The sequence below is a fragment of the Citrobacter sp. Cb080 genome (assembly GCF_030334745.1).
Classification (GTDB): Bacteria; Pseudomonadota; Gammaproteobacteria; order Enterobacterales; family Enterobacteriaceae; genus Citrobacter; species Citrobacter braakii.
This window is the reverse complement of the sequence record NZ_JAOWDG010000048.1, coordinates 1-14,137: the sequence shown is the minus strand read 5'-3', so window position 1 is coordinate 14,137 and position 14,137 is coordinate 1. Positions and strand designations below refer to the sequence as shown.

13 protein-coding genes and 2 pseudogenes are annotated in these 14,137 nt (G+C 50.7%); 9 read left to right on the top strand and 6 right to left on the bottom strand.

Annotated elements, in window-relative coordinates:
- Positions 1-121: 121 nt before the first annotated feature.
- The gene (gene efp, locus OGV38_RS08900; protein WP_003025478.1) at positions 122-688 is read right to left on the bottom strand and encodes an elongation factor P; all 567 of its coding nucleotides are present in this window, start codon (positions 686-688) and stop codon (positions 122-124) included.
- Between the two features lie 41 nt (positions 689-729).
- Between efp and epmB the strand changes: the two genes are divergently transcribed.
- Entirely contained in the window at positions 730-1,758 is a 1,029-nt protein-coding gene (epmB, locus tag OGV38_RS08895) for an EF-P beta-lysylation protein EpmB (protein ID WP_047358982.1), read from the top strand.
- A 183-nt stretch (positions 1,759-1,941) separates the two neighbouring features.
- The gene (yjeJ, locus tag OGV38_RS08890; RefSeq protein WP_016155495.1) at positions 1,942-2,805 is read left to right on the top strand and encodes a YjeJ family protein; all 864 of its coding nucleotides are present in this window, start codon (positions 1,942-1,944) and stop codon (positions 2,803-2,805) included.
- A gap of 86 nt (positions 2,806-2,891) precedes the next feature.
- Here the strand turns inward: yjeJ and OGV38_RS08885 are convergent, their stop codons facing one another.
- The 3 genes from OGV38_RS08885 to OGV38_RS08875 form a co-directional block, all read right to left on the bottom strand.
- Positions 2,892-3,245 carry a DUF4156 domain-containing protein gene (locus tag OGV38_RS08885; RefSeq protein ID WP_016151391.1) on the bottom strand — a complete coding sequence of 118 codons (354 nt, stop codon included), beginning with the start codon at positions 3,243-3,245 and terminating at the stop codon, positions 2,892-2,894.
- 252 nt (positions 3,246-3,497) lie between these two features.
- Complete coding sequence (groL, locus tag OGV38_RS08880; protein WP_003025464.1) at positions 3,498-5,144, bottom strand: chaperonin GroEL; 1,647 nt, start codon at positions 5,142-5,144, stop codon at positions 3,498-3,500.
- A gap of 43 nt (positions 5,145-5,187) precedes the next feature.
- Entirely contained in the window at positions 5,188-5,481 is a 294-nt protein-coding gene (locus tag OGV38_RS08875) for a co-chaperone GroES (protein ID WP_000027827.1), read from the bottom strand.
- 275 nt (positions 5,482-5,756) lie between these two features.
- Between OGV38_RS08875 and yjeH the strand changes: the two genes are divergently transcribed.
- Positions 5,757-7,022: an L-methionine/branched-chain amino acid transporter gene (yjeH, locus tag OGV38_RS08870; protein ID WP_286473195.1), complete on the top strand. Its 1,266-nt coding sequence runs from the start codon at positions 5,757-5,759 to the stop codon at positions 7,020-7,022.
- 48 nt (positions 7,023-7,070) lie between these two features.
- On the opposite strand, the gene OGV38_RS08865 is transcribed toward yjeH, so the two are convergent.
- Positions 7,071-7,547 carry an FxsA family protein gene (locus OGV38_RS08865; protein ID WP_269518205.1) on the bottom strand — a complete coding sequence of 159 codons (477 nt, stop codon included), beginning with the start codon at positions 7,545-7,547 and terminating at the stop codon, positions 7,071-7,073.
- A gap of 338 nt (positions 7,548-7,885) precedes the next feature.
- Between OGV38_RS08865 and aspA the strand changes: the two genes are divergently transcribed.
- The 5 genes from aspA to OGV38_RS08840 all read left to right on the top strand — a co-directional run bounded on the left by aspA (position 7,886) and on the right by OGV38_RS08840 (position 13,515).
- Entirely contained in the window at positions 7,886-9,322 is a 1,437-nt protein-coding gene (gene aspA / locus OGV38_RS08860; protein WP_016151388.1) for an aspartate ammonia-lyase, read from the top strand.
- 115 nt (positions 9,323-9,437) lie between these two features.
- Complete coding sequence (gene dcuA / locus OGV38_RS08855; RefSeq protein WP_016151387.1) at positions 9,438-10,739, top strand: anaerobic C4-dicarboxylate transporter DcuA; 1,302 nt, start codon at positions 9,438-9,440, stop codon at positions 10,737-10,739.
- A 131-nt stretch (positions 10,740-10,870) separates the two neighbouring features.
- Positions 10,871-11,218, top strand: coding sequence for a divalent cation tolerance protein CutA (gene cutA, locus OGV38_RS08850; protein WP_003025447.1), 348 nt, complete (start codon positions 10,871-10,873; stop codon positions 11,216-11,218).
- A complete protein-coding gene (locus OGV38_RS08845) occupies positions 11,194-12,903 on the top strand; it encodes a protein-disulfide reductase DsbD (RefSeq protein WP_286473194.1) in 1,710 nt (569 codons plus the stop codon). The genes cutA and OGV38_RS08845 overlap by 25 nt, the downstream gene beginning before the upstream one ends.
- Before the next feature lie 36 nt (positions 12,904-12,939).
- Positions 12,940-13,515: a transcriptional regulator gene (locus OGV38_RS08840; RefSeq protein ID WP_008785982.1), complete on the top strand. Its 576-nt coding sequence runs from the start codon at positions 12,940-12,942 to the stop codon at positions 13,513-13,515.
- Position 13,516: 1 nt separating this feature from the next.
- On the opposite strand, the pseudogene OGV38_RS25075 reads toward OGV38_RS08840, so the two are convergent.
- A pseudogene (locus OGV38_RS25075) lies at positions 13,517-13,603 on the bottom strand (LysE family translocator); the annotation flags it as partial.
- A gap of 199 nt (positions 13,604-13,802) precedes the next feature.
- On the opposite strand from OGV38_RS25075, the pseudogene OGV38_RS08835 reads away from it, so the two are divergent.
- A pseudogene (locus OGV38_RS08835) lies at positions 13,803-14,137 on the top strand (IS1-like element IS1B family transposase); the annotation flags it as partial.

Sequence of the window (14,137 nt, the reverse complement as noted above, 5' to 3'; positions counted from 1 at the left end):
AAAGGGGTTTTAATAACTGGCCCAAAGCTGAAAGCTTTCCGGAACCCCCAGCCTAGCTGGGGGTTTTCTGTGCACAAAAAGTATGGCGCAGCAACCTGCGCCATAAGATCAAATAGATATCTTATTTTACGCGAGAAACGTATTCGCCGGAGCGAGTATCCACTTTGATCACTTCACCGATCTGTACGAACAGCGGAACTTTAACGACTGCGCCAGTAGACAGAGTAGCCGGTTTGCCGCCAGTACCAGCGGTATCGCCTTTCAGACCTGGGTCAGTTTCAACGACTTCCAGCTCAACGAAGTTTGGCGGAGTCACGGAGATCGGCTGACCGTTCCACAGGGTCACGATGCATTCAGCCTGGTCCAGCAGCCATTTAGCGTTATCACCTACCGCTTTCTCGTCTGCAGCCAGCTGTTCGAAAGTGGTGTTATTCATGAAGTGCCAGAACTCACCGTCGCTATACAGGAAGGTCAGGTTCATGTCGGCTACGTCTGCGCCTTCAGCGGAATCGGTAGACTTGAAGGTTTTCTCTACGCGAGTACCGGTCAGCAGGCGACGCAGCTTAACGCGCGCAAATGCCTGGCCTTTACCTGGTTTAACGAATTCGCTGGCTTCAACCGCATAAGGTTCGCCGTCCAACATGATTTTAAGACCAGCACGAAAATCGTTGCTATAGTACGTTGCCATAAGGCCCTCTGAAAATTGTTAACTGGTAGCTAAGCCACAAAATGGCGCATATTGTAACCCTAAATACCCCATCCAGAGAAGATTGGTTATCGCAACTTGCCGATGTTGTGACCGATCCTGATGAACTTCTGCATCTTTTGAATATAGACGCAGATGAAAAACTGTTGGCCGGACGCGACGCGAGACGACTTTTCGCCCTGCGCGTACCGCGCGCCTTTATTGCTCGTATGGAAAAAGGCAATCCGGACGATCCGCTTTTGCGTCAGGTACTTACTTCCCAGGAAGAGTTTGTTGCTGCACCTGGCTACTCGACCGATCCGCTGGAAGAACAGCACAGCGTGGTCCCCGGTTTGCTGCATAAATATCGCAATCGGGCGCTGTTGTTGGTTAAAGGCGGTTGCGCGGTAAATTGTCGCTATTGCTTCCGCCGACACTTCCCGTATGCCGAAAACCAGGGCAATAAGCGCAACTGGCAGGTCGCCCTGGACTACATTAGCGCGCATCCTGAGCTGGATGAGATTATCTTCTCCGGTGGTGATCCGCTAATGGCCAAGGACCATGAACTGGACTGGTTACTCACGCAACTGGAAGCCATCCCGCACATTAAGCGTCTGCGCATTCACAGCCGTTTGCCGATTGTGATCCCCGCGCGCATTACTGAAGGACTGGTCCAGCGCTTTGCGCGCTCCTCCCTGCAGGTTCTGCTGGTCAACCACATTAACCACGCCAATGAGGTCGATGAGGCGTTTCACCAGGCGATGGTCCGACTGCGTACCGCTGGCGTCACGCTACTCAACCAAAGCGTTTTGCTGCGTGGCGTGAACGATAACGCACAAACGCTGGCGAACCTGAGCAACGCCCTGTTTGATGCGGGGGTGATGCCCTATTACCTGCACGTACTGGACAAAGTGCAAGGTGCCGCCCACTTTATGGTCAGCGACGATGAGGCACGTCACATTATGCGTGAACTGCTGACGTTGGTTTCCGGCTATATGGTCCCCAAACTGGCGCGTGAAATTGGCGGTGAGCCAAGTAAAACGCCATTGGATCTGCAACTACGCCAACAATAACCATTATTGAGTGTCCGATTCCGGACACTCACCACGATTACTTATTATTTAAATCCTCACAAGTGGAGCCACGCTTTTAATCTGTGCTATTTTAATTAGCGCTATAAAATCATTAATTCATAATTTATATCATTAGAACCAAATTCATAATATTAATAAATATATGGTTAGGGAGAACCTTTTATGGTTATAAGTATTAAGGGCATTAATACCGGTGTTATTCGTCAAAATAATGAATTTATTGCTTTAGCATTAAAGATAAAAGAACCAAGGAATAAAACGTCGTTATTTTTTCTTTCTCCGCTTGGGCTAAGAGATCTGCTGATCGCCCTGGAAAGCAGGCTATCCGCCAAACATCAGCTTAGCGAAGACGAGCATGCGCAATATGAGAAGGAATGCGATAAAGTCAGCAAAAAGATGCACGAAAATATTCCTTTGATTCAGGAAGATGAGCTAAAAAATGCCGACATTAATCGTCGCATAAATTCGCTGATGTTAGTGGATGACAAAGGCGAAAACTTAACATTTTCTCTGACACTGCATGATGGACAAACGTGTGAATTACTGGTTAATGAACTACAGATTCGGGTGCTGGTCCATGCTGTTATTCATGCAATAAATAATGCTGGCATGCGGGAATTAGCGCTACGAATTACATCGCTGCTGGATTTCCTGCCGCTGTACGATGTTGATTGCCAAGAAAACGACAATCTGGAATACGACTCTTATACGCACCCCGAATGGAAACAAAGCCTGTTTCATCATTATCTGGCGATTATTTACCGCTATACAGATGATCAAGGAAAAGCCCAGTTCTGTGGTTCGGTAGTAAAAACTCGCGCCCCTTCCGGCAGCAAAGAGGCCGAAGCCATTACTCGCCGTCTTCTCGATTTCAGCCCACGGCTGAAAAAGCTTGCTGGTGTACCGTGCCAGGTGTTTGTCAGAACGTTGACGGGTGATAAGGCGCAAAAGCTCAATCAGGATCAGTGCCTGCGCGCGCTGCATCATTTACGCGCTCAGTCTGTGCATAACGCTCAAAATGCCTGATGTTTCTGCGCTTATCAGGCCGACGAATTTGTATCGTAGGCCTGATAAGACGTTGTAGCGTCTCCATCAGGCATCAACAGCATTTATCAATTTGGGCACTTATAAACCTGCCCAGTCATTTCACTGGCAGTAGGAACAAAGCTGGACAGCATTCCCTGTGATGGGCTGCTGACGCCATAAATCACGTTACCACCCATTGCCGCAGCCTGGTTACGCAGATCGTTTGCTGCGCCACGCATAGAGCCACCCTCTTCGCCGTGCTGGCCAGAAAGCCAGTTGCTTTGCGTACCGGTTGCAGTGCCAATCAGTTGACACTCTGCGCCAGGCTTCTCTTCGACGAAGCGTACGCTTTGCCCGGCTGAACTCAGTTCGTTGCTGGAGCTACAACCCGCCATCAGTAGCGCGGCACCAACGATCCCTGCTAAATATTTCACGTGCATGTCATTCCCCATAATCAATGAGCTGGACGTTATGTCCGTAGCTGAATCATATACTAAAAAGATGACCAAAAGAAAAACCCCCGGACATTTCTGCCCGAGGGTTTCTCATTTTTCGCGAGATACGTATTTAATCAAATAATTCAAGTTGCAGGCAGGCGGCAAGTTCATGAATCCCCCAGTGCTTACATGAGTAAGTGACTGGGGTAAACGAACGCAGCCAATGAACCTGCGGCTTGAAGTATGAAGATTAAATTACATCATGCCGCCCATTCCACCCATGCCGCCCATACCACCAGCAGCACCTAAGTCAGGCGCATCACCTTTCGGCAGGTCAGTAACCATGCACTCGGTGGTGATCATCAGACCCGCAACAGAAGCCGCGTACTGCAGAGCTGAACGCGTTACTTTGGTTGGATCCAGGATACCCATGTCGATCATGTTACCGTATTCTTCAGTTGCAGCGTTGTAACCGTAGTTACCGTCACCCGCTTTCACGGTGTTAGCCACTACAGACGGTTCTTCGCCGCAGTTCAGTACGATTTGACGCAGCGGAGATTCCATTGCGCGCAGCGCAACTTTGATACCTACGTTCTGGTCTTCGTTCTGACCTTTCAGACCGGCAATCTTAGACGCTACACGAATCAGCGCAACACCACCACCAGCAACCACGCCTTCTTCTACCGCAGCACGAGTCGCGTGCAGGGCATCTTCAACGCGGGCTTTCTTCTCTTTCATTTCAACTTCAGTCGCAGCACCAACTTTGATAACCGCAACGCCGCCTGCCAGTTTCGCTACGCGCTCCTGCAATTTTTCACGGTCGTAGTCAGAAGTTGCTTCTTCGATCTGCTGACGAATCTGAGTCACGCGACCCTGGATTGCAGCTTCGTCACCCACGCCATCAATGATGGTGGTGGTGTCTTTGTTGATAACAACGCGTTTCGCCTGACCCAGATCTTCCAGAGTTGCTTTTTCCAGCTCCATACCGATCTCTTCAGAGATAACGGTACCACCGGTCAGGGTAGCGATATCCTGCAGCATCGCTTTACGACGGTCACCGAAGCCAGGCGCTTTAACCGCCGCGACTTTCACGATACCGCGCATGGTGTTAACAACCAGAGTTGCCAGCGCTTCGCCTTCAACATCTTCAGCGATGATCAGCAGTGGTTTACCGGCTTTTGCTACTGCTTCCAGCACCGGCAGCATTTCGCGGATGTTGGAGATTTTCTTGTCAGCCAGCAGGATGAACGGGCTTTCCAGTTCTACTGCGCCAGTTTCCGGCTTGTTGATGAAGTAAGGAGACAGGTAACCACGGTCGAACTGCATACCTTCAACCACGTCCAGTTCGTCCTGCAGACCGGTACCGTCTTCAACGGTGATCACGCCTTCTTTACCGACTTTGTCCATCGCTTCAGCGATCAGTTTACCTACGGTTTCGTCGGAGTTAGCGGAGATAGTACCAACCTGAGCAATCGCTTTAGAGTCAGAGCACGGTACGGACAGTGCTTTCAGTTCTTCAACGGCAGCAGCGACAGCTTTGTCGATACCACGTTTCAGATCCATCGGGTTCATGCCCGCAGCAACGGCTTTCAGACCTTCAGTGATGATGGACTGCGCCAGTACGGTTGCGGTGGTGGTACCGTCGCCTGCAGCGTCGTTCGCTTTAGAGGCAACTTCTTTCACCATCTGCGCCCCCATGTTTTCGAACTTGTCTTCCAGTTCGATTTCACGGGCTACGGAAACACCATCTTTAGTGATGGTCGGTGCACCGAAAGATTTATCCAGAACTACGTTACGGCCTTTTGGACCGAGGGTAACTTTCACTGCATCTGCCAGTACGTTTACGCCGCGCAGCATTTTCACACGAGCGTCGTTACCGAATTTTACGTCTTTAGCTGCCATTTTCTCTTTCCCTTAAATTCGTATGTTCAGTGTCGTTCGCGGATTAGGCTTCAACAATTGCCAGGATGTCACTTTCAGACATGATCAACACTTCTTCATTGTCGATCTTCTCAGATTTAACACCGTAGCCATCGTTGAAAATAACGATATCGCCGACTTTAACGTCCAGCGGCTGTACGGTACCGTTGTCCAGGATGCGGCCCTTACCGACAGCGATGATTTCGCCACGAGTTGACTTACCTGCTGCAGAACCGGTCAGTACGATGCCGCCAGCAGATTTAGATTCAACTTCTTTACGTTTGACGATCACACGATCATGTAACGGACGAATACTCATTGATAGCTCTCCTTTGAGAAAGTCTTTATCAGTTATGGGTGACGCCGGCCCGTGAACGGTTTCCCGGCTAGTGACCAGAGAAATGGGGATGGGGCTTTGTACCTTCAAGGGGGCAAGCGAAAAAAAATTTATATCAGCAGAAAATTCCGGCAAAACGCCGACGCGCATCACATTTTATAACGATTTCAGTCACGTCGTCATAAGCAAATACGATTGTGATACCATCAAAAATCTGCGCTGTAGCCCGGTCAATGGGCATAACCGGATAACAACTTATGAGCGGACTGAAACAAGAGCTGGGACTGGCTCAGGGCATTGGCCTGTTGTCGACATCATTGCTAGGTACAGGCGTTTTCGCCGTCCCTGCGCTAGCCGCGCTGGTGGCTGGCAACAACAGCCTGTGGGCCTGGCCGGTGCTGATTGTTTTAGTCTTTCCCGTGGCGATTGTCTTTGCCGTACTGGGTCGTCATTTTCCCAGCGCGGGTGGCGTGGCGCATTTTGTTGGTATGGCCTTTGGCTCACGCCTGGAGCGCGTCACCGGATGGCTATTTTTGTCGGTGATTCCCGTCGGCTTGCCTGCGGCATTACATATTGCCGCCGGATTTGGTCAGGCGATGTTTGGCTGGCATGACGAACAGCTTCTGTTGGCAGAGCTCGGTACGCTGGCATTGGTTTGGTATATCGGCTCCCACGGTGCCAGCTCTAGCGCTAATCTGCAAACGGTCATTGCCGGATTGATTGTTGCCCTCATTGTCGCCATCTGGTGGGCAGGCGATGTGAAACCTGGCGAAATCCCCTTCCCTGCGATAACCGAGATTGAGCTCCCCGGACTGTTCGCCGCGCTGTCGGTGATGTTCTGGTGTTTTGTTGGCCTTGAAGCGTTTGCCCATCTGGCATCTGAATTCAAAAACCCGGAGCGGGATTTCCCGCGCGCGCTGATGATCGGCCTGCTGCTTGCGGGCTCTGTTTATTGGGCATGCACCGTCGTCGTGCTTCATTTTGGCGCCTACGGTGAGCAAATGGCGGCGGCGGCCTCACTGCCAGAGATCGTCGTGCAGTTATTTGGCGTACAGGCACTGTGGGTCGCCTGCATCATTGGTTATCTGGCCTGTTTTGCCAGTCTCAACATTTATATTCAAAGTTTCGCCCGGCTGGTCTGGTCGCAAGCGCAATATAAGCCGGAGAGCCATCTGGCGCGTCTGTCTCCCCGTCACCTTCCACGCAATGCGCTAAACGCCGTATTGGGCTGCTGCGTGATCAGTACGTTGTGCATCTATATGCTGAAAATCAATCTCGATGCGTTAATCGTCTATGCTAACGGCATCTTTATTATGATTTATTTGCTGTGCATGCTGGCGGGATGTCGATTACTGAAAGGGCAGTATCGCATGCTGGCGGTCATTGGCGGTCTACTGTGTCTGCTGCTGTTGGCAATGGTTGGCCGGAAGAGCCTGTATGCGCTGATTATGCTGGCAGGGCTGTGGCTGTTTTTACCCCGCAGGCCGGATAAAGCGACGTTGACACCGTCATCCGGCAGATAAGCATTTTGCCGGATGGTGCTCACGCTTATCCGGCCCGCATACTGATGCTTAATCCCGAGGATCGTCTTTATGATCAATACGGTTGCGATCGTCGTTTTTGCGCTGAAATTCGCCATCAAAGGTCTCACCGCCACCGGTTCCGGCGCTAAAACCACCGCCCGGCATACGCGAAAAACGCAAATGCGGCAGCAGTTTCATCGTCAGATGTTTTTGCACCGGGGGTAATAAAAGAAGAAGACCGAGGAAATCGGTGAAAAAGCCGGGCAGTACCAACAGCAGACCAGCAATGATCAGCGACACGCTCTTGATCATTTCTGCAGCCGGACTTTCACCAGCCGCCATTTTTTGTTGCATCAGTAAAAAGTTTTTAAATCCCTGGTTACGAACCAGAGACATACCGATAACCGACGTAAAAATAACCAAAATCAGCGTCATCAGGACACCCAGGACATGGGCAACCTGAATAAAAATAGATATCTCTATGTAAACATAGAGAAAAATGGCAAGTAATGGTATCCAGCGCAAAGGGTTCTCCTGTCAATAACAGTCGTTTTTTTCAACGCCTGCCCGATGAATTATGTGACTCGCATCAATTAGATGTTGAGGTGGTTAGCAAAATTTCAAGTCGCTTGTACACTTATTTTTAGTATTAATCCTAAAGGGGTGATCCATTTCACAGAATAATAAATAAGGGGTAAATTCCACGCTTTAAGTGATCCAGATTACGGTAGAAATCCTGAACCAGCATATGATCTCGAGTATCAGACCGATGCAGGGGATAATCGTCGGTCGAGAAACAATCGAAATCACATATATCCTGTGTGTTTAGTCAAATCATTGGCAGCTTGAAAAAGAAGGTTCACATGTTAAACAACATTCGTATCGAAGAAGACTTGTTGGGTACCAGGGAAGTTCCAGCGGACGCCTACTACGGTGTTCACACTCTGAGAGCGATTGAAAACTTCTACATTAGCAACAACAAAATCAGCGACATTCCTGAATTTGTTCGCGGTATGGTAATGGTTAAAAAGGCAGCGGCAATGGCCAACAAAGAGCTGCAAACCATTCCTAAGAGTGTGGCAAATGCCATCATCGCGGCGTGTGATGAAGTCCTGAATAACGGAAAATGCATGGATCAATTCCCGGTAGATGTTTACCAGGGTGGTGCGGGTACCTCCGTCAACATGAACACCAACGAAGTGCTGGCCAATATCGGTCTGGAACTGATGGGTCACCAGAAAGGTGAATATCAGTACCTGAACCCGAACGACCACGTTAACAAATGTCAGTCTACCAACGACGCTTACCCAACTGGCTTCCGTATCGCGGTATACGCATCCATCATCAAACTGATCGATGCCCTGAACCAACTGCGTGAAGGCTTCGAACAAAAAGCTGTTGAATTCCAGGACATCCTGAAAATGGGCCGTACCCAGCTGCAGGATGCTGTACCGATGACCCTCGGTCAGGAATTCCATGCTTTCAGCGTACTGTTGAAAGAAGAAGTGAAAAACATTAGTCGTACCGCTGAGCTGCTGCTGGAAGTTAACCTCGGTGCAACTGCAATCGGTACGGGTCTGAACACGCCGAAAGAATACTCCCCGCTGGCAGTACAGAAACTGGCTGAAGTCACTGGCTTCGCCTGTGTTCCGGCAGAAGACCTGATTGAAGCAACTTCTGACTGCGGCGCATACGTTATGGTTCACGGCGCACTGAAACGTCTGGCTGTTAAGATGTCCAAAATCTGTAACGACCTGCGTTTGCTCTCCTCTGGCCCACGTGCTGGTCTGAACGAGATCAACCTGCCGGAACTGCAGGCTGGTTCTTCTATCATGCCAGCAAAAGTGAACCCAGTTGTTCCAGAAGTCGTAAACCAGGTTTGCTTTAAAGTCATCGGTAACGACATCACCGTTACTATGGCATCTGAAGCTGGTCAGCTGCAGCTGAACGTAATGGAGCCGGTCATTGGCCAGGCAATGTTTGAATCTATTCACATTCTGAGCAATGCTTGCTACAACCTGCTGGAAAAATGCGTTAGTGGTATCACTGCTAACAAAGAAGTCTGTGAAGCGTTTGTATTCAACTCCATCGGCATCGTTACTTACCTCAACCCGTTCATCGGTCACCACAACGGCGACATCGTCGGTAAAATTTGTGCCGAAACCGGTAAGAGCGTACGTGAAGTTGTCCTGGAACGCGGTCTGTTGACCGAGTCTGAACTGGACGATATCTTCTCTGCACAGAACCTGATGCACCCTGCTTATAAAGCAAAACGTTATACTGATGAAAGCGAACAGTAATCGTGTAGGGTAGTACCGGAGAAGGCACGTCATGATGACGTGCCTTTTTTCTTACTCGAAGTTACTTAAAAACAACAATTTAATATCAACTTGTTAAACAACAAGGAAGGCTAATATGATAGTTTTAGAACTTATCATCGTTTTGCTGGCAATCTTTTTAGGTGCCAGACTTGGGGGTATCGGTATTGGATTTGCAGGCGGGCTGGGTGTTCTGGTTCTTGCCGCTATTGGCGTAAAACCGGGTAATATTCCGTTCGATGTTATTTCCATTATCATGGCGGTTATCGCTGCCATCTCTGCCATGCAGATTGCCGGTGGTCTGGACTATCTGGTTCATCAAACTGAAAAACTGCTGCGTAAAAACCCGAAATACATCACGATCCTTGCACCAATCGTGACCTATTTCCTGACTATCTTTGCCGGTACCGGTAACATCTCTCTGGCAACTCTGCCGGTTATCGCTGAAGTCGCGAAGGAACAAGGTATCAAACCTTGCCGTCCGCTCTCTACCGCAGTGGTTTCTGCACAGATTGCGATTACGGCGTCGCCAATCTCCGCAGCCGTGGTTTACATGTCTTCCGTAATGGAAGGTCATGGCATCAGCTACATTCACCTGCTGTCCGTGGTCATTCCGTCCACTCTGCTGGCCGTTCTGGTGATGTCCTTCCTGGTAACGATGCTGTTCAACTCCAAACTGTCTGACGACCCGATTTATCGTAAGCGTCTGGAAGAAGGTTTGGTTGAACTGCGTGGTGAAAGACAAGTTGAAATCAAAGCTGGCGCGAAAACCTCCGTTTGGTTGTTCCTGCTGGGCGTGATTTGCGTAGTTGTATACGCCATCATCAACAGCCCAAGCCTCGGCCTGGTTGCTAAACCGCTGATGAACACCACCAACGCAATCCTGATCATCATGCTGAGCGTCGCGACGCTGACTACGATCGTCTGCCGCGTTGAAACTGACTCCATCCTGAACTCCAGCACCTTTAAAGCGGGTATGAGCGCCTGTATTTGTATCCTGGGTGTTGCATGGCTGGGTGATACCTTCGTATCTCACAACATTGACTGGATCAAAGATACTGCAGGTAGCGTAATTCAGGGTCATCCGTGGTTGCTGGCTGTCATCTTCTTCTTTGCTTCTGCGCTGCTGTACTCTCAGGCTGCAACCGCTAAAGCACTGATGCCGATGGCTCTGGCTCTGAACGTTTCCCCACTGACTGCTGTTGCGTCTTTCGCAGCTGTTTCTGGCCTGTTCATTCTGCCAACCTACCCAACTCTGGTTGCGGCGGTGCAGATGGATGACACCGGTACAACCCGTATCGGTAAATTCGTCTTTAACCATCCGTTCTTCATCCCGGGTACTCTGGGCGTGCTTTTGGCTGTCTGCTTCGGCTTCTTGCTGGGCAGCTTCATGCTGTAAGACTTTACTGCAGGGTGCCTTCGCGCCCTGCAGTTCCTCCTCCTCATCATCCCGCTTTAACTAACATCCTTCCCTCGTCCGTTGTATAGTGACCACTCTTTAGCTGGTTACTCTGTTCTTTCGAGGTGTTTATGCTTGATGTAAAGAGTCAGGATATTTCCATCCCCGATACCGTTGTGGTGCTCTGTACCGCCCCGGATGAAGCAACCGCCCAGGATCTGGCCGCCAAAGTACTGGCGGAAAAACTGGCTGCCTGCGTGACGCTGCTGCCTGGCGCGACCTCCCTCTATTATTGGGAAGGTAAACTGGAGCAGGAATATGAAGTCCAGATGATTTTAAAAACCACCGTCACACACCAGCAAGCCCTTCTCGATTGCCTGAAGTCACATCATCCATACCAAACGCCTGAACTTCTGGTTTTACCCGTCACTCACGGAGACTTTGATTACCGCTCATGGCTCAACGCATCCTTACGCTGATCCTGCTGCTGTGCAGCACATCTACCTTTGCCGGATTATTTGACGCGCCTGGCCGCTCGCAGTTTGTTCCTGCCGATCGGGCGTTTGCTTTTGATTTTCAGCAAAACCAACACGATCTGAACCTCTCATGGCAGGTTAAAGATGGCTACTATCTGTACCGAAAACAGATAAGCATTACGCCATCTCAGGCCGATATCGCCGAGGTAAAACTACCGCCAGGCGTCTGGCATGAAGATGAGTTTTATGGCAAAAGTGAGATTTACCGTAAACAATTGACTATCCCGGTCACGGTCAATCAGGCTAAATCTGGCGCAACATTAACGGTCACATACCAAGGCTGTGCCGACGCCGGTTTTTGCTATCCGCCTGAAACTAAAACGGTGCCATTAAGTGAAGTGTCTGCCAATACCAGGGCGACACCTGCGCCAGTGCCTGCCACCGATACTTTGCAAGAGAGACCACAACCTGCAACCCAGCTTCCCTTCTCTGCGCTGTGGGCATTGCTAATCGGAATTGGCATCGCGTTTACACCTTGCGTATTGCCGATGTATCCGCTGATTTCCGGTATCGTGCTGGGCGGCAAACAACGCTTATCAACCGGACGCGCGCTGCTGCTGACGTTTATCTACGTCCAGGGAATGGCGCTCACTTATACCGCGCTGGGTCTGGTTGTTGCGGCCGCTGGATTGCAGTTCCAGGCTGCGCTACAGCATCCTTACGTCCTGATTGGCCTTGCCGTGGTCTTTACGCTGCTGGCCCTTTCGATGTTTGGCTTGTTCACGCTGCAACTCCCTTCATCGCTGCAAACACGCCTTACATTGATGAGTAACCGTCAACAAGGCGGTTCCCCCGGTAGCGTCTTTGCGATGGGGGCGATTGCCGGCCTCATCTGTTCTCCTTGTACAACAGCCCCGCTAAGCGCGATTTTGCTGTATATCGCTCAGAGCGGGAACATGTGGCTGGGAGGCGGCACGCTGTATCTGTACGCGCTGGGGATGGGATTACCTCTGATGCTAATTACCGTATTCGGTAATCGTCTGTTACCTAAAAGCGGCCCATGGATGGAACATGTCAAAACCGCTTTTGGCTTTGTCATTCTGGCGCTCCCCGTCTTCTTACTCGAACGCATCATTGGCGACGACTGGGGCGTTCGCCTGTGGTCGCTGTTGGGCGTCGCATTCTTTAGCTGGGCATTTATCACCAGCCTGCAGGCAAAGCACGCCTGGATGAGCATCGTGCAAATTATCCTGTTAGCTGCAGCGCTGGTAAGCGTACAGCCATTGCAGGACTGGGCGTTCGGCGTGCCGCATGCTCAAACCCAGACACACCTTAACTTCACGCCTGTGGCTTCGGTGGATGCGCTAAATCAGGCGCTGGCACAAGCTAAAGGCAAGCCCGTGATGTTGGATCTGTATGCTGACTGGTGCGTGGCCTGTAAGGAGTTTGAGAAGTATACGTTTAGCAATCAGCAGGTTCAGCAAGCGCTAGGCGACACGGTGCTTTTGCAGGCGGATGTGACTGCAAACAATGCCCAGGATGTCGCTCTGCTGAAACATCTACAGGTTTTAGGTTTGCCGACTATTTTGTTCTTTGACGCCGAGGGGAAAGAGCATCCGGAGGCTCGGGTAACCGGCTTTATGGATGCCGCGACCTTCAGCGCACATTTGCGCGATCGCCAACCGTGAGCGACACTTGCAACAAGAAATACGGAGGAGAATACCGTGCAACGTGAAGATGTCCTGGGAGAAGCCCTGAAATTACTTGAGGTTCAAGGGATAGCCAATACCACACTGGAAATGGTGGCCGAACGTATCGATTATCCTCTTGATGAACTACAACGCTTTTGGCCCGACAAAGAGGCCATTCTGTACGATGCGTTACGTTACCTCAGCCAGCGGGTGGATATCTGGCGGCGTCAACTTTTACTGGATGACACCCTGAGCGCTGAACAGAAATTACTGGCACGCTACACCGCGCTGTCCGAATGCGTGAGCAATAATCGCTATCCAGGCTGCCTGTTTATCGCCGCCTGTACGTTTTACCCCGATCCCGGGCATCCGATCCATCAGTTAGCCGATCAGCAAAAAAAGGCAGCACATGACTTCACCCATGAGCTGCTGACGACGCTGGAAGTTGACGACCCTGCAATGGTCGCCAAACAGATGGAACTGGTGCTGGAGGGCTGTCTGAGCCGCATGCTGGTGAATCGTAGCCATGCTGATGTCGAAACGGCACACCGCCTGGCAGAAGATATCCTGCGCTTTGCTCAGTGCCGTATGGGCGGTGCGCTGACCTAAGCAAGCATGCCCGCCAGGCCGAAATGAGTAAACAAAAACGCACCATCGCCACGGTGGTGCGAAATACTCTGTTAAACGCCCGCCCAACTCATTGCCCGACACACCAGCGGGTCCTGCCGCAGCAATTGCACCGTTAGTTACTGGAAACGTCGGAAAGGTTTGTGCACAACTTGCGGTAGTGTGCGGGAGTAATACAGGCCGCGTAACCTTTTCGTCAGCCTTTGCTCATATAGGTAATGGTGCCAACTTACTGATTTAGTGTATGATGGTGTTTTTGAGGTGCTCCAGTGGCTTCTGTTTCTATCAGCTGTCCCTCCTGTTCAGCTACTGACGGGGTGGTGCGTAACGGCAAAAGCACTGCCGGACATCAGCGCTATCTCTGCTCTCACTGCCGTAAAACATGGCAACTGCAGTTCACTTACACCGCTTCTCAACCCGGTACGCACCAGAAAATCATTGATATGGCCATGAATGGCGTTGGATGCCGGGCAACCGCCCGCATTATGGGCGTTGGCCTCAACACGATTTTCCGCCATTTAAAAAACTCAGGCCGCAGTCGGTAACCTCGCGCATACAGCCGGGCAGTGACGTCATCGTCTGCGCGGAAATGGACGAACAGTGG